This window comes from Streptosporangium sp. NPDC000509 (genome assembly GCF_042898365.1).
GTDB lineage: Bacteria > Actinomycetota > Actinomycetes > Streptosporangiales > Streptosporangiaceae > Streptosporangium.
Genome location: NZ_JBIAYX010000011.1, coordinates 185,575 through 200,500 on the forward strand (window position 1 = coordinate 185,575; position 14,926 = coordinate 200,500).

The 14,926-nt window shown below is 70.7% G+C and carries 13 protein-coding genes; 6 read left to right on the forward strand and 7 right to left on the reverse strand.

Annotated features, from left to right (window positions below):
• Positions 1-266 precede the first annotated feature (266 nt).
• The 4 genes from ACFY3D_RS21545 to ACFY3D_RS21560 form a co-directional block, all read right to left on the reverse strand.
• Positions 267-716, reverse strand: coding sequence for a response regulator (locus ACFY3D_RS21545; RefSeq protein ID WP_389981678.1), 450 nt, complete (start codon positions 714-716; stop codon positions 267-269).
• On the reverse strand, positions 709-2,364 hold the full coding sequence (locus ACFY3D_RS21550; protein ID WP_389981680.1) for an ATP-binding protein: 1,656 nt from the start codon (positions 2,362-2,364) through the stop codon (positions 709-711). The genes ACFY3D_RS21545 and ACFY3D_RS21550 overlap by 8 nt, the downstream gene beginning before the upstream one ends.
• Positions 2,364-3,515, reverse strand: a complete 1,152-nt coding sequence (locus tag ACFY3D_RS21555) for a SpoIIE family protein phosphatase (RefSeq protein WP_362898993.1) — start codon at positions 3,513-3,515, stop codon at positions 2,364-2,366. The genes ACFY3D_RS21550 and ACFY3D_RS21555 overlap by 1 nt, the downstream gene beginning before the upstream one ends.
• 162 nt (positions 3,516-3,677) lie before the next feature.
• Positions 3,678-4,610: a LysR family transcriptional regulator gene (locus ACFY3D_RS21560; RefSeq protein WP_362898995.1), complete on the reverse strand. Its 933-nt coding sequence runs from the start codon at positions 4,608-4,610 to the stop codon at positions 3,678-3,680.
• 276 nt (positions 4,611-4,886) lie between these two features.
• Here ACFY3D_RS21560 and ACFY3D_RS21565 point away from each other — a divergent pair, with 276 nt between their 5' ends.
• The 3 genes from ACFY3D_RS21565 (at position 4,887) to ACFY3D_RS21575 (ending at position 8,477) form a co-directional block, all read left to right on the forward strand.
• Positions 4,887-5,657 carry a succinate dehydrogenase cytochrome b subunit gene (locus tag ACFY3D_RS21565; RefSeq protein ID WP_389981882.1) on the forward strand — a complete coding sequence of 257 codons (771 nt, stop codon included), beginning with the start codon at positions 4,887-4,889 and terminating at the stop codon, positions 5,655-5,657.
• 139 nt (positions 5,658-5,796) lie between these two features.
• The gene (locus tag ACFY3D_RS21570; RefSeq protein ID WP_389981682.1) at positions 5,797-7,743 is read left to right on the forward strand and encodes a fumarate reductase/succinate dehydrogenase flavoprotein subunit; all 1,947 of its coding nucleotides are present in this window, start codon (positions 5,797-5,799) and stop codon (positions 7,741-7,743) included.
• Positions 7,740-8,477 carry a succinate dehydrogenase/fumarate reductase iron-sulfur subunit gene (locus ACFY3D_RS21575; RefSeq protein ID WP_350947935.1) on the forward strand — a complete coding sequence of 246 codons (738 nt, stop codon included), beginning with the start codon at positions 7,740-7,742 and terminating at the stop codon, positions 8,475-8,477. The genes ACFY3D_RS21570 and ACFY3D_RS21575 overlap by 4 nt, the downstream gene beginning before the upstream one ends.
• A gap of 166 nt (positions 8,478-8,643) precedes the next feature.
• Here the strand turns inward: ACFY3D_RS21575 and ACFY3D_RS21580 are convergent, their stop codons facing one another.
• Positions 8,644-9,225, reverse strand: a complete 582-nt coding sequence (locus ACFY3D_RS21580) for a Clp protease N-terminal domain-containing protein (RefSeq protein ID WP_389981684.1) — start codon at positions 9,223-9,225, stop codon at positions 8,644-8,646.
• A gap of 2 nt (positions 9,226-9,227) precedes the next feature.
• Positions 9,228-9,461 carry an RNA polymerase subunit sigma-70 gene (locus tag ACFY3D_RS21585; protein WP_329085846.1) on the reverse strand — a complete coding sequence of 78 codons (234 nt, stop codon included), beginning with the start codon at positions 9,459-9,461 and terminating at the stop codon, positions 9,228-9,230.
• Positions 9,462-9,576: 115 nt separating this feature from the next.
• Here ACFY3D_RS21585 and ACFY3D_RS21590 point away from each other — a divergent pair, with 115 nt between their 5' ends.
• The gene (locus tag ACFY3D_RS21590; RefSeq protein WP_389981686.1) at positions 9,577-11,265 is read left to right on the forward strand and encodes an ABC transporter ATP-binding protein; all 1,689 of its coding nucleotides are present in this window, start codon (positions 9,577-9,579) and stop codon (positions 11,263-11,265) included.
• Entirely contained in the window at positions 11,265-13,010 is a 1,746-nt protein-coding gene (locus ACFY3D_RS21595) for an ABC transporter ATP-binding protein (protein WP_362899001.1), read from the forward strand. The genes ACFY3D_RS21590 and ACFY3D_RS21595 overlap by 1 nt, the downstream gene beginning before the upstream one ends.
• Before the next feature lie 201 nt (positions 13,011-13,211).
• Here ACFY3D_RS21595 and ACFY3D_RS21600 read toward each other — a convergent pair whose 3' ends face one another.
• Positions 13,212-14,120, reverse strand: coding sequence for a virginiamycin B lyase (locus ACFY3D_RS21600; RefSeq protein WP_389981688.1), 909 nt, complete (start codon positions 14,118-14,120; stop codon positions 13,212-13,214).
• 167 nt (positions 14,121-14,287) lie between these two features.
• Between ACFY3D_RS21600 and ACFY3D_RS21605 the strand changes: the two genes are divergently transcribed.
• Positions 14,288-14,890 carry a TetR/AcrR family transcriptional regulator gene (locus ACFY3D_RS21605; protein ID WP_389981690.1) on the forward strand — a complete coding sequence of 201 codons (603 nt, stop codon included), beginning with the start codon at positions 14,288-14,290 and terminating at the stop codon, positions 14,888-14,890.
• Positions 14,891-14,926 lie beyond the last annotated feature (36 nt).

Below are 14,926 nucleotides of genomic sequence, written 5' to 3' on the forward strand. Positions count from 1 at the left end.
CGACGGACCCCAGGGGTTGTGTGCAAGGGGTCTCTCACAATTTCACTACCCCGGTGTGATTCCTGTCACGTTCGTCTGCCAAGGGTACCTCGCCTGCGACGTCTCACGAGGTGGACGATCACAGGGAGGTCTCGGCGGGCCGGAGGCACAGGTGTGGCGAAAGGACAACCCCTGACTTCGTCCATCCCCGCGCCCTCGCGGGCCGTCGGACGAGTGCGCGGCACCGGCGACCGATGCGGTCCCCACGCCCGCGCCCTCACGGGCCGTCAGTAGTGCTGGTTGGAGCTGGGCAGTTTGACGACGGTCACGAAGAAGTCGTCGATCCGCCGGACAACGCTGATGAACTGGTCGAAGTCGACCGGCTTGGAGACGTAGGCGTTGGCGTGCAGGTTGTAGCTGCGCAGGATGTCCTCCTCGGACTCCGACGTGGTGAGCACGACCACCGGGATCCCGCGGAGCTTCTCGTCGGCCTTGATGTCCTGGAGCACCTCCCTGCCGTCCTTCCTGGGCAGGTTGAGGTCGAGGAGGATCAGGTCGGGCCTAGGGGCGTCGGCGTACTGGCCCTCCTTGCGCAGGAAGGCCATGGCCTGCTCGCCGTCGTTCACCACGTGCAGCTTGTTGCGGACCTTGTTGAGCTCGAACGCCTCCCGCGTCAGCAGGACGTCGCCCGGGTCGTCCTCGACCAGGAGCACGTCGATCCAGCGCAGGTCATTCATCCAAATCTCCTGTGGGAAGGGTCCAGCGGAAGGTCGTACCCCGTCTCGGGGCCTTCTCGACGTTCTCGCCGGGCTCGGTGACTTCGGTGGTTCCGGCGCTCTGGGTGCTTCCCCCGTTTTCCGAGTCGACCCAGATCCGGCCACCGTGATATTCGACGATCTTCTTGCAGAGTGCCAGCCCGATGCCCGTGCCCGCGTACACGTCCCGTCCGTGCAGGCGCTGGAAGATCAGGAAGATGCGGTCAGTGTACTTACTGTCGATGCCGATGCCGTTGTCGGTGCAGGAGAACTCCCACATGTCCCCGTCGCGCCGCACCCCGATGTGGATCACCGGTGGGTCCTGCGAATGGAACTTGATCGCGTTGCCGATGAGGTTCTGGAAGAGCTGGGTCAGCTGAGGGCGGTTGCCGAGCACCTCGGGCAGCTCGTCGTGGGTCACCGTCGCGTCGCTGTCCTCGATGGTCGCGCCGAGGTTGTTCAGCGCGGCCCTGAGCGGCACGGTGGCGTCGATCCTGGTGCGCTCGCCGCCCATCCTGCCGACCCTGGAGAAGTCGAGCAGGTCGTTGATGAGCATCTGCATACGCTTGGCGCCGTCGACGGCGAAGGCGATGTACTGCTTGGCGCGCTCGTCGAGTTGGTCGCTGTAGCGCTGGTCCAGCATCTGGGTGAAGCTGGCGACCTTGCGCAGCGGCTCCTGCAGGTCGTGGCTGGCCACGTAGGCGAACTGTTCGAGCTCGCCGTTGGAGCGCTTCAGCTCCGCGGTCTGGTCCTCCAGCTTGCGCTGCGTCTCCGAGGACAGGCGCCACTCGGCGAGGATGCGGCGGCGCATCGCGTCGACGTGGCCCGACAGCTCCGACAGCTCGGCGGGGCGCTCGACCTTGAGCCGGTGGTCGAAGTCTCCCTGGGCGACCGCGCGGACCTGCTGGTTCAGCTCCGCCAGCGGGCGGAGCACCGCGTACCGCACGATGAGCACCGCGGCGATCCCGGCCACGACGAGTGCCGCGGCCACCCCGACGAGCGCGACGTAGAGGGCCTGCCAGCCGGCGTCGAGCCGTACGACACCGGCGTCGTGCAGCCGGTTCAGGTGTCTCTGGAGCACCTCGAGGGACTGGCGGACCTCGTTGAAGCGGGTGGCGTTGACGGGGGCGTTCTGCCGGGCCGCGTCGGTCTTGAGGGTCGGCACGGCGGCGATGACCCTCTCGGCGTAGTCGCGCCGCCAGGCGTCTCCCGCGGCCTTCAGCCCGGCCACCTCGGCGCCGACCGCCTGCCCCTCCGGCATCCGGGGGAGCAGCGCGGTGAGGGTACCCAGCGCGCTCTCCTCCGCGATGATCGCCTTGCGGTATTCCTGGAGGGAGATCTCCTCGTTGGTCCTGCCGTAGGCCCGTACCGAGCTCTCCTGCGAGGTCAGTGTGTTGGAGATCTCCAGCAGGCGCAGCGCCGCCGGGTCGACGACGTCGACCAGCGCCTCCTTCGCCTCCCGTGTCTCCTCGATCGCGTTGACCGTGACGGCGGCCGAGATCATGAAGACCAGCGCGACGCCCACCCCGGCGAACGCGAACCAGCGTCCGACCGGCAGGTTCGCGAACCCGCGGCCGGGGGTGAACGCGGGCAGAGGACGCGGACTCGAACGGTCGGAGCGGTCGGCCATCACTTCCCGTTCCTGGAGATGAGCACGGTCGCCAGGTCGTCGCTGAGCGCGTCGCGGTTCAGCTCGACGACGCGCTCGATGAGGCGGTCGAGCTCGATCCCGCCCTGCTCCTGGACGAGGCTGAGCAGGCCCTCGGTGCCGAGCAGGTCGGGTCCGCCGCCCACGGTGGCCTCGATCAGGCCGTCGGTGTAGAGCAGCAGCGACCAGTCGTCGCCGAGTTCGACGTCGATCTCCGACCACTCGATGCCCTGGAAGATCCCCAGCGGAGGTCCCGAGGGGGTGCCCGGCACCACGCCGATCTCGCCGTCGCGGATGAGCAGCGGCGGCGGATGGCCGACCACGTGCATCCGCGCGGTGCTGAGCGTGGGATCGATCGTGGCGATGCACAGGGTGGTGAAGATCTCCGCGGACTTGCGTTCCAGGCGGAGCACCGACTCCAGGGTGGTGAGCAACTCGTTGCCGGTGTGCCCGGCCAGGACCAGGGTCCGCCAGGCGATCCTGAGCGCGACCCCCAGTGCGGCCTCGTCGGGGCCGTGCCCGCACACGTCGCCGACCACCACGTGGACGGCGCCGTCGGGGCTCTGCACGGTGTCCCAGAAGTCACCGGCGAGAAGGGCGCGCCTGCGTCCTGGCAGGTAGCGGGCGTGGTGGTCCAGGACCGTGGTGGTGAGCAGCGGGACCGGCAGCAGTCCGCGTTCGAGGCGGGAGTTCTCCTTGGTGAGCAGCTCGGCCTGCACCAGCTTGCGCTGGGCGAGGTCGGCGCGCTTGCGCTCTATCGAGTAGCGGATCGCCCGCGCCAGCAGGCGGGCCTCCACATCCTGCTTGACCAGGAAGTCCTGCGCGCCGGCGGCGACGGCCTCCACGCCGACGTGGGTGTCGTTCAGACCGGTCAGCACGAGCACGGCGGCGTGCGGCGCCATCGACAGCACCTGCTCCAGCGCCTCAAGGCCGGTCGCGTCGGGCAGGGAGAGGTCGACGAGTACGCATCGCACGTCCTCGGTGAGGCGCTCCCGGCTCTCGGCCAGGCTGCGCACCCAAATGATCTTGGGTGGGTTGTCCGCCTCGCTGAGCAGCTCCTCCACGAGGAAGGCGTCGCCCGCGTCGTCCTCGATGAGGAGGAGCGTGAGCGTTTCATTGGCGGGGGCGGTCACTGACGCCTCTTCGTTGATCGGGAGAACCTGTCGACGCTACGTAGAATAGTGCGACACCGGCACTTGGAGGGTGTTGATCAGTCACCTTGATCCACCGGCCGCCGTCGTGCCTGCTCCGCACAGGGGAACGCGGCAAAGCGCCTGCCTCCTCCTCCCGCACCGTCAGCTCTCGGTGATCAGGTCGACCCCCTGCGGAAGGCTGCCGTCGCGGGCGGCCTCGGTGAGGAAGCGGAGCAGGGTCGCGCGGAAGGCCTGGGCGGCCCGGGTGGGCTCGACGTCCTTGCGGTGCGCGATCGCTATGGTGCGGCGCAGTCCGGGGGGCGCCAGGGGGGTGCCCGCCAGTCCGGGACGGCCGTCCAGCACCATCGAGGGGACCAGGGCGACGCCCAGCCCGGCCTCGACGAAGCGCAGCACGGCGTCCATCTCGCCGCCCTCCACCGCGAACATGGGCTCGAACCCGGCCTGTCTGCAGGCGCTGAGCGTGGCCTCCCGCAGGTCGTACCCGCGCCTGAACATCACCATCGGCCGCCGCCGCAGCTCCTCGATGCGCGCGTACGGCTTGCGGGGGTGGTCGTTGGAGGGGGAGGCGACGACGAGGTTCTCCCGCAGGATCTCCTCGGTGACGAGGGCGGGATCGTCGTTGTGCAGCGGCATGATGATCAGCGCCAGGTCGAGCTGGCCCCGGGCGAGGGTGCGGACCAGGTCGCGGGAGCCGCCCTCCTCCACGAACAGCTCGATGCCGGGGTAGGCGTGGTGGAACCTGGCCAGCGCGTCGGCGAGCAGCCCGGCGCAGAGCGAGGGGGTCGCGCCCAGCCGGACCCGGCCGCGGCGCAGTCCCACCAGCTCGCCGACCTCGCTTCTCGCGGTCTCGGCGTCGGCCAGCATCCTGCGGGCCAGCGGGAGCAGGGCCTCGCCCGCAGGGGTGAGCGTGACGTTCCCCCGGGCGCGGCTGAACAGCGACGCGCCGAGTTCGGCCTCCAGGGCCTTGATCTGCTTGCTCAGCGAGGGCTGGGCGACGCGCATCCTCTCGGCCGCCTGGGTGAAGTGGCGGGCCTCGGCGACCGCCACGAAGTAGGCGAGTTGCTGGAGCTGCACGTTTCCCAAGCGTAGGGGGTCGCCGGGGGCGGATGCCTGCCGGGACATATCGGACGCGCGGGTATTTATAGCGCATGGATCCTCCGGCCTTGGATCCGGGGCCGACGGCGACACGGGAGAAAATGGGAGATTGCCCCATAAGGAAGTTGTGAGATTGCTCGCACAGCGGGGCGGTCGCGCCTCCGGAAGCGGCAGAAGCGCAGAGGTGATAGCCGCAGGCTATGGAAACCACATCCTCGATGACTTGGACGGTGGTAAACCCTCCTACCTAGCGTGATGAACGTGACTGCCACGATTGAGCGCGGATCCGCCACCGCGCCGGTGAAACCTTCGGCGGACGCCCCCGCGAAGTCGACGCGACCCAGGCGGCGGGGCGGTTTCCTGGGTTCCACCAACGGCAAGAAGGCCGTGATGGCCGTCACGGGTGCCGTGATGGTGCTCTTCCTCGTCGGGCACATGGCCGGAAACCTCAAGAGTTTCTTCGGCGCGGAGTCCTTCAACTCCTACGCGGCCTTCCTGCGGACCATGGGCGAGCCGATCCTCCCGCACCGCACCCTGCTGACCGTCGTCGAGATCGGACTGGTCGTCGCGGTCGGCCTGCACATGTGGGCGGCGATCTCGCTGGCCAGGCGGGCGCGCAAGGCCCGCCCGGTCAGGTACGCGGCGAGGCGCAAGTCCCGGGCGAACGGCTACGCGGTCCACACGATGCGCTACGGCGGCGTCGTCATCGTGCTGTTCGTGGTCTACCACCTGCTCGACCTGACGTTCGGCGCGGCGAACCCGGCCGGTGCCGGCTCCACCCCGTACGAGCGCCTCGTCGAGGGCTTCGCGCCGTCCCGCTGGTGGGTCACCCTGTTCTACGTGTTCGCGGTCGTCATGGTCGGCCTGCACCTACGCCACGGCCTGTGGAGCGCCTTCCAGACGCTCGGCCTGGCGAGCCGCCGAGGCTACCGCTCGCTGAGGGCCGCCGCCACGGGGCTGTCCGCCCTGCTGGTCGTCGGCTTCCTCGCGGTCCCGGTCGCGGTCGCGGTCGGAGTGATCAAGTGAGCGGAGCCGGGAGTGGCGGCGTACGGGGAGCCGATCTCCGGTGCGACGAACGAGAGGCGGGTCCTTCGCGAGGCGTGCGGGGAGCCGGCGTACGAGGAGCGGATCTTCCGCGTGGTGAGCGAGGAGCGGTGAGCGGGGCATGAGCACGGGACACGCGGGATATCCGGGATATACGGAGGGCGCGCCGATCCGCGACACCAAGGCTCCCGAAGGCCCGATCGAGGACCGCTGGGAGAAGCGCAAGTTCGGCGCCAAGCTGGTCAACCCGGCCAACAAGCGCAAGCTCAACGTCATCGTCGTGGGCACGGGGCTCGCGGGCGGTTCGGCCGCCGCGACCCTCGGCGAGCTGGGCTACAACGTCAAGTCCTTCTGCTACCAGGACACGCCCCGCCGCGCGCACTCCATCGCGGCCCAGGGCGGCATCAACGCGGCGAAGAACTACCGGGGCGACGGCGACTCGATCTACCGGCTGTTCTACGACACGGTCAAGGGCGGCGACTTCCGCGCCCGCGAGTCCAACGTCTACCGGCTCGCCCAGGTCAGTGTGAACATCATCGACCAGGCCGTGGCCCAGGGCGTGCCGTTCGCCCGCGAGTACGGCGGCCTGCTCGACACCCGCTCCTTCGGTGGCGCGCAGGTCTCCCGCACCTTCTACGCGCGCGGCCAGACGGGTCAGCAGCTCCTGCTCGGCGCGTACCAGGCGCTGGAGCGGCAGATCGCGGCGGGAACCGTCGAGATGCACACCCGCCACGAGATGCTCGACCTGATCGTCTCCGACGGCCGGGCGCGCGGCGTCATCGTCCGCGACATGGTCACCGGCGAGATCGAGCGGCACCTGGCCGACGCGGTCGTGCTGGCGAGCGGCGGGTACGGCAACGTGTTCTTCCTCTCGACCAACGCCAAGGGCTGCAACACCACGGCGATCTGGCGGGCGCACCGGCGCGGCGCGATGTTCGCCAACCCCTGCTACACCCAGATCCACCCGACCTGCATCCCGGTCAGCGGCGACTACCAGTCGAAGCTGACGCTGATGTCGGAGTCGCTGCGCAACGACGGTCGCGTGTGGGTGCCGCTGGAGCGGGGCGACAGCCGTCCGGCCTCGGAGATCCCCGAGGAGGAGCGCGACTACTACCTGGAGCGCATCTACCCGGCGTTCGGCAACCTGGTCCCGCGCGACATCGCCTCCCGCGCCGCCAAGAACGTCTGCGACGAGGGCCGCGGCGTCGGACCCGGCGGCCTGGGCGTCTACCTCGACTTCGCCGACGCGATCCGCCGCCTGGGCCGCGACGCGGTGGAGAAGAAGTACGGCAACCTCTTCGAGATGTACGAGCGCATCACCGGCGAGGACCCCTACGCCCAGCCGATGCGCATCTACCCGGCCGTCCACTACACGATGGGCGGCCTGTGGGTGGACTACGACCTGCAGTCCACGATCCCCGGCCTGTTCGTGATCGGCGAGGCCAACTTCTCCGACCACGGCGCCAACCGCCTCGGCGCGTCCGCGCTGATGCAGGGCCTGGCCGACGGCTACTTCGTGCTGCCGACCACGATCGGCGACTACCTCGCGAACGGTCCGTACGGCGAGGTCGACGAGGAGGCCGTGGCGGAGGCCGAGGTCGCGGTGCGCGAGAAGATCGCCAGGCTGCTGTCGAACGACGGCGACCGCACCGCCGACTCCTACCACCGCGAGCTGGGCAGGCTCATGTGGGACCACTGCGGCATGGAGCGCACCGAGGAGTCGCTGCGCAAGGCCCTGGAGCGGATCCCCGAGCTGCGCGAGGAGTTCTGGAAGAACGTGAAGGTCTCCGGCGAGGCCGGGGAGCTCAACCAGGTGCTTGAGCGGGCCGGGCGGGTGGCCGACTTCTTCGACCTGGCCGAGCTGATGTGCATCGACGCGCTGCACCGCACCGAGTCCTGCGGCGGCCACTTCCGCGCCGAGTCGCAGGACGCCGACGGCGAGGCCCTGCGCGACGACGAGCACTTCGCCTACGTCGCCGCCTGGGAGTACGGGGAGCAGGGCCCGATCCTGCACAAGGAAGATCTCGACTACGAGTACGTCAAGATGAGCCAGCGGAGTTACAAGTGAACCTCACTCTCAAGATCTGGCGGCAGAAGGGGCCCGAGGACAAGGGCCGTATGGTCAACTACCGGGTCGAGGACGTGTCACCGGACATGTCCTTCCTGGAGATGCTCGACGTCCTCAACGAGCGGCTCATTCTGGAGGGCGACGACCCGATCGCCTTCGACCACGACTGCCGCGAGGGCATCTGCGGCATGTGCGGCATGGTCATCAACGGGGTCGCGCACGGCGAGCAGGTGGCCACCACCACCTGCCAGCTGCACATGCGGCACTTCGAGGACAACGCGGTCATCACCATCGAGCCGTGGCGCGCGGCGCCCTTCCCGGTGGTGAAGGACCTGGTCGTGGACCGCTCGGCGTTCGACCGGATCATCCAGGCGGGCGGCTTCGTCTCGGTCCCCGCGGGATCGGCCCCCGACGCGCACAGCGTCCCGGTGAAGAAGGACGACGCCGACTCGGCGTTCGACGCGGCCACCTGCATCGGCTGCGGCGCCTGCGTCGCCGCCTGCCCGAACGGCTCGGCCTCCCTCTTCACGGCTGCCAAGATCACCCACCTCGCCCTGCTGCCGCAGGGCCAGCCCGAGCGCGACTCCCGCGCCAAGGCGATGGTCGAGCAGATGGACGCGGAGGGCTTCGGCGGCTGCACCAACACCGGGGAGTGCACGGCGGTCTGCCCCAAGGGCATCCCGCTGGACACCATCGCCCAGATGAACCGCGACTACCTGCGAGCCGCGAAGTAGATCTCCTGGAAGCGGGAGCCGCCCCACACCGGGCGCGGCTCCCGCTTTCCCGTTTTCCCTGACCGGTGTGGTTTCCGCCTTCACCGTTCCAGGCCGCCGGTGTCCGGGCGTGGCCGCCTTCACCGTCCCGAGCCGGTGACGTGCCGGGTGTGGTTTCCGCCCCCCGTCAGGGCCGGTGTCCTCCGGGTGGCCGGCCGAGTTCGCTCACGATCTCCCGTCGCAGGGTCGCGGCGTCGATGCCCGCGTCGGCCAGCACCTCGCCGCCCCGCCCTCCGCCGTCGCGCAGGATGCCCAGCAGGATGTGGCCGTCGCCGATGTAGTTGTGCTTGAGGTTCACGGCCTCGCGCAGGGACAGCTCCAGGGTCTTCTTCGCCCGGGGACTGAAGGGGACGTGGAAGCCGAACAGCCGGCCCCGCCGCTGGATGTCGGGTTTGCGGTCCAGCGCGCCGGGTCCGAAGGTCGCCTCGACCTTCTCCCGCACGGCGGACAGGTCGATGCCGATCGACTCCAGCGCCTCGGCGTCGAGCGCGTCGCCGGGCTTCTGGGGGGTGAGGCGGGTGACCGACCGGTAGGCGCGGGCGTGGTCGAGGCCGTGGCGGCCGAGCAGCCGCGCCGAGACGCTTTCCGGCTGGGCGAGGAGGCCGAGCAGGATGTGCTCGGTGCCGATGACGTCGTGCCGCAGTTTGCGGGCGTTCTCTTGGGCGAGGACCACCGCCTGGCGGGCATCGTGATGGAACCGTTCGAACATCGCTATCTCTCCCGTCTCAGTAAACCTCGGCCACCCGCGTACTTCTTGTGCACCGCCTGCCGGGTGACCTCCAGGCAGTGCGCGATCTCCTGCCAGGACCAGCCCTGCTCGCGTGCGTTCTCCACCTGGAGTGCCTCCAGCCGGTCGACCAGTGTCCGCAGCGCTCGCACGGCCCGCAGGCCGACGGCCGGATCGCGGCTGCCGGCGTCGGAGGCCAGTTGTGCCGTATCGCTCATGTCTGTCAATTTAGGTTGACGTGATGTGCTTGTCAACCCCAATTGACGGCGACACGCCGGGAAGGCCGAAAATGGTTTGCCGGGCCTGGTCGAAGTTTGTGACCCTTGCTGTGAGATGCGCTCCCTACCTGTCGCCGACCCCGGCGTTCCCGATGCCCGCAGCCCTTTCGGATACCTGTGGTGGGTGGCCCGCGCGCAGATGGGCCCGCTGCTCCTCGGCATCGCCTACGCCATCCTGTGGTGGCTCGCGATGGCCCTCGTGCCGTACGCCATGGGCAAGGGGATCGACGCCATCACGGCGAAGGACGTGCCTTCCCTGACCACCTGGGGCGGGGTGGTGCTCGCCCTGGGCATCACCCAGGCCGTCGCCGGCATCCTGCGCCACCGGATGGCCGTCTACAACTGGCTCGCCGCCGCCTACCGGACCGTCCAGGTCACCGCGAGGCAGGCGACCAGGCTGGGCGCGACCCTGCCCAAGCGCATGTCCACCGGCGAGGTCGTCAGCGTCGGCAACTCCGACATCGCCCACATCGGCAACACGATCGACATCCTCATCCGGGGAGGTGGCGCGGCCGTCGCCGTCGTCGTCGTGACCGTCATCCTGCTGAGCAGCTCGGCGCCGCTCGGCCTGATGGTGCTGGCGGGCCTGCCCGTGATGGCGGTCGCCGTCGCCCCCCTGCTCAGGCCGCTGCACCACCGCCAGAACGCCCACCGCGACCTGCAGGGCGACCTCTCCACCCGCGCCGCGGACATCGTCTCCGGCCTGCGGGTGCTGCGCGGCATCGGCGGCGAGCGGGTCTTCGCCGACCGCTACGGCGCCGAGTCCCAGCGAGTGCGGCGGGCGGGGGTGCGGGTGGCCTCGGTGGAGTCGATGCTGGAGGGCGCGCAGGTCCTGCTGCCCGGGCTGCTGGTCACCGCGGTGACCTGGCTCGGCGCGACCTTCGCGACGCGCGGCGAGATCAGCGCCGGCCAGCTCGTCGCCTTCTACGGCTACGCGGCCTTCCTCATCGCCCCCGTACGCACCCTCACCGAGGCCGCGGACAAGCTGACCAAGGGGCACGTCGCCGCCCGCAGGGTGGTGCGCATCCTCTCGCTGAGGCCGGAGGTGGAGGGCGGCACCGGCCGCTCGGAGGGCGGCCTGCTGCGCGACGTCGCCTCCGGGGTCGCCGTGCGTCCCGGCATGCTCACCGCCGTCGCGGCGGCCGTCCCCGAGGAGGCCGAGGCCATCGCCGACCGGCTCGGCCGCTACGGCGAGGGCGACGTCGACTTCGGCGACGTGTCGCTCGCGACCCTGCCGGTCTCCGAGGTGCGCCGCCGGATCCTCGTCGCCGACAACGACGCGAGACTGTTCGCCGGAGTGCTCAGGGACGAGCTCGACGTCACCGGCCGCGCCACGGACGAGGAGCTGGGCCGGGCGCTGCGGGTCGCGTGCGCCGAGGACATCGTCGAGGCGCTGCCCGGCGGCCTCGGCGGGCGCGTCGCCGAGGCGGGCAGGGAGTTCTCCGGCGGCCAGCAGCAGCGGCTCCGGCTCGCCAGGGCGCTCACCCTCGACCCGGAGGTGCTCATCCTCATCGAGCCCACCAGCGCGGTCGACGCCCACAGCGAGGCGCGCATCGCCGACCGGCTGGCCAAGGCACGCGCGGGCAGGACCACGCTGGTCTGCACGACGAGCCCGCTGGTGCTCGACCGCACCGACCACGTCGTCTACGTCGAAGGAGGCGTCGTGCGCGCCCAGGGCACGCACCGGGAGCTGCTCGCCGCCCACCCCGGTTACGCCGCCGTCGTCACCCGGGGAGAAGCGTGATGAGCAGGCAGATCCTGCCCGTCGCCGACCAGTCGCAGGTCCGCGCGTACGCCCGCAGGCTCACCCTGAAGTACCCCCGCGACCTGACCGTGGCGCTGCTCCTGCACGCCCTCGCCGCCGTCGCGGGCCTGACGGCGCCGTGGCTGCTCGGTGGCCTCGTCCAGGGCGTCCACGACGACTCGGGGATCGACGTCACCGGGGTGTCGCTCGCCATCGGCGGCTTCGTGGTCGCCCAGGCGGTGCTGGTCAGGTTCGCCGTCTACTTCTCCTCCAGGCTCGGGGAGAAGGTCCTCGCCGAGCTGCGCGAGGAGTTCGTCGGGCGGGTGCTCGGCCTGCCGCTGTCCACGGTCGAGCGCGCCGGATCCGGCGACCTGATCTCCAGGACCTCCCGCGACGTCGACTCGCTGTCGCGCACCGTGCGGCACGCCGTGCCGGAGACCCTGATCGCGCTCGTCACCTGCGTGATCACCGTCGGCGCGCTGCTGCTGGTCGGGCCGCTGCTCGCGCTGCCCTCGCTGCTCGCCGTCCCCGTCCTGTGGATCTCCACCCGCTGGTATCTCAAGCGGGCCAGAGACGGATACCTGCGAGAGAGCGCGGCGTACGCCGACATGACCGACGGCCTCGCCGAGACGGTGAACGGCGCCCGCGCCGTGGAGGCCCTGGGCCTGCAGGACCGGCGCCACCGCCGCACCGACGCCGACATCGCCGAGTCGTGGGCGGCCGAGAGATACACGATGGGGCTGCGCACGGTCTGGTTCCCCACGGTCGAGCTCGGCTACGTGATCCCGATCGTGGCGACGCTGGTCATCGGCGGCCTCTTCTACACCCGGGGCTGGGTATCGCTGGGGCAGGTCACCGCCGCCACACTGTACGTCCAGCAGCTCATCGACCCGCTCGACCGGCTGCTCATGTGGATCGACGAGCTCCAGGTCGGCGGTGCCTCCATGGCCCGCCTGCTGGGCGTCGCCGAGGTGCCCGACGACCGCGAGGCCACCTCCGCCGCTCCCGAGGGCAGCGAGCTGAGGGCCGACGACGTCCGCTACGCCTACCGTGAGGGCCACGACGTGCTGCACGGCATCGACCTCACGATCAGGCCGGGGGAGCGGCTCGCCATGGTCGGCCCCTCGGGGGCGGGCAAGTCCACGCTGGGACGCCTGCTCGCGGGCATCCACGGTCCCCGCACCGGCTCGGTCGCGGTCGGCGGCGTCCCGCTCGTCGAACTCCCCCTGGACGACCTGCGCGGCCACGTCGCCCTGGTGACCCAGGAACACCACGTCTTCCGCGGCACCGTACGCGAGAACGTGCTGATCGCCAGGCCCGACGCCGACGACGCACGGGTCCGCGAGGTGCTGGAGGCCGTCGACGCCTGGGAGTGGGTCGAGGCCCTGCCCGAAGGGCTCGACACGGTCGTCGGCTCCGGCGGCGAGGCCGTCCCCGCCGCCCAGGCGCAGCAGCTCGCCCTGGCCCGGTTGGTCCTCGCCGATCCGCACACCCTCGTCCTGGACGAGGCCACCTCGCTGATCGACCCCCGCGCCGCTCGCCACCTGGAGCGCTCGCTCGCCGCCGTCCTCGAAGGACGTACGGTCATCGCGATCGCCCACCGCCTCTACACGGCCCACGACGCCGACCGGGTCGCGGTGGTGGAGGACGGCCGCGTCAGCGAGCTCGGCTCCCACGACGAGCTGGTCGCGGCCGGAGGCTCGTACGCGGCGCTGTGGAGCAGCTGGCACGGCACCTCCCGATGAGAGCGGGGCTCCCGCCGGGAGGTCGCGGTACGGATCCTGAGCGGTGAAACGCGACCGTCGGACCGCGTCCGCCGCGCCGGTCCGCCCAGATGACCTCTACCGGCCGCGACGGTGCCCCCACCTCGAAGAAAGGCGGGGGCACCGTCCGTCACCGCGGGAAAAGCCCACGGCGAGACTCACGGAACACCGCCTCCGCGCCTCTCAGCGAGGAGCCGAGGGGGTGAGCCGGGCCAGGGCGCCGGTTTCGAGTGCCGCCCACAGGGTGCCGTCAGGCCCGGCCGCGATACCGTGCGGCTCCGATGCCGGGGTCGGCAACCCGTGCTCGTCGATCCGGCCGTCGGGGGTGATCCGCCCGATGCGGTTGGCCCCCCATTCGGTGAACCAGCAGTCGCCGTGCGGGTCGGCGACGATGGCGTGAGGGCGCGCCGAGCGATCGGGGAGCGGGAACTCGTCGATCCGCCCGCCCGGTTCGATCCGCCCGATCTGGCCGGCGCCGATCTCGACGAACCACATCGCGCCGTCCGAGCCGCGGGTGATGCCCACGGGGGCCGCGTCGGCGGTCGGCAGCGGATGAACCACGACGTCGCCGTCCACGCCGATCCGGCCGATCGCGTTCGCCTGGTTCATCGTGAACCACAGCCCGCCGTCGGGGCCGGCGGCGATCGCGGACGGGAACGCCCCGGTGACCGGGAGGGAGAACTCGGTGACCGCCCCTTCGACGGTGATCCGGCCGATCCGGTCGGCGCCGGACTCGGTGAACCACAGGGCGCCGTCGGCTCCCGCCGCGATTCCGAACGGCCCGGCCCCCGGCGTCGGCAGCGGGAACGAACCGATCTCCCCGGTCGTGGTGATCCGGCCGATCCGGTGGCTCCGGTATTCGGTGAACCACAGGGCGCCGTCGGGGCCGACGGTGATGATCGTCGGCCCGCACGACGCCGGGGCGAGCCGGTAGGAGCCGAGTTCACCGTCGGAGGTCATCCGGCCGATCCGGCCGTGATGGACCATCGTGAACCACAGGGCGTCGTCGGGGCCGACGGTGATCCCGTACGGCCCGGCGTCGGGACCGGACACGGGAAACTCCTCGATCGATACGGTCAGGTCGGGTGGCATGAGAGGAGGTCTCCTTTGTCAGACGAGATGGCCGTCGCGCATCTCGATCTCGGTGCCGGGTGAGAGGTCCACCTCTGCTGTGCCCCTTGGGTTCGGCTTAACGCTACTGAGTTGTATTAAGTTGGAGTATGCCTGATGTGTCGTAGCACTCGCAACCGGAGGTGATCGTGACGCGAAGCGGGACCGTACGGCCCGGTGGGCGCACCGCGCGGGTGCGCGAGGCCGTGCGTGAGGCCACCCTCGCCGAGCTGGCGGAGAAGGGATACGACCAGATGACCGTGGAGGGCGTCGCCCTGCGCGCCGGGGTGCACAAGACCACGGTCTACCGGCGCTGGGGCAGCGTGGAAGGGCTCGCCGCCGACGCGCTCGACCTGGCCGGGACCGAACCGTGGCCGGTTCCCGACACCGGCACGATCGAGGGGGATCTGCGCGAGCTCACCCGCCTGGTGCTGGACGGCTTCGCCGACCCCGAGACGGGACCGGTGTCGACCGCGTTCATCAGGGCCTCCGCACGCGATCCGGTCGTCGCGAGGGCGCTGCGCGCGTTCTTCGCCGCCCGCCACGAGCAGTCGGCGCTCCTCGTCACCCGGGCGGTCGAACGCGGTGAACTGCCCGAGGACGTCGACGCGGCCGACCTGATCCGCACCGCCGTCGCGCCGCTGTACTACCGGTTGTTCGTCAGCGGTGAGCCGGTGGACGAGCGGGTCGCCGACCGTGCCGCCGCGGCGGCCCTGGCGGCGGCCCGTGCCGGAGTGTTCCGTCCCCGGTGAACCACCGCCCCCACGGACCACGGGTTTTCTGAGACG

Excerpts from the sequence above, each read along its gene's own strand:
- ACFY3D_RS21545 (WP_389981678.1), bottom strand. The coding sequence starts at position 716 with ATGAATGACCTGCGCTGGATCGACGTGCTCCTGGTCGAGGACGACCCG.
- ACFY3D_RS21550 (WP_389981680.1), bottom strand. The coding sequence starts at position 2,364 with ATGGCCGACCGCTCCGACCGTTCGAGTCCGCGTCCTCTGCCCGCGTTC.
- ACFY3D_RS21565 (WP_389981882.1), top strand. The coding sequence starts at position 4,887 with ATGAACGTGACTGCCACGATTGAGCGCGGATCCGCCACCGCGCCGGTG.
- ACFY3D_RS21570 (WP_389981682.1), top strand. The coding sequence starts at position 5,797 with ATGAGCACGGGACACGCGGGATATCCGGGATATACGGAGGGCGCGCCG.
- ACFY3D_RS21580 (WP_389981684.1), bottom strand. The coding sequence starts at position 9,225 with ATGTTCGAACGGTTCCATCACGATGCCCGCCAGGCGGTGGTCCTCGCC.
- ACFY3D_RS21585 (WP_329085846.1), bottom strand. The coding sequence starts at position 9,461 with ATGAGCGATACGGCACAACTGGCCTCCGACGCCGGCAGCCGCGATCCG.
- ACFY3D_RS21590 (WP_389981686.1), top strand. The coding sequence starts at position 9,577 with ATGCGCTCCCTACCTGTCGCCGACCCCGGCGTTCCCGATGCCCGCAGC.
- ACFY3D_RS21595 (WP_362899001.1), top strand. The coding sequence starts at position 11,265 with ATGAGCAGGCAGATCCTGCCCGTCGCCGACCAGTCGCAGGTCCGCGCG.
- ACFY3D_RS21600 (WP_389981688.1), bottom strand. The coding sequence starts at position 14,120 with ATGCCACCCGACCTGACCGTATCGATCGAGGAGTTTCCCGTGTCCGGT.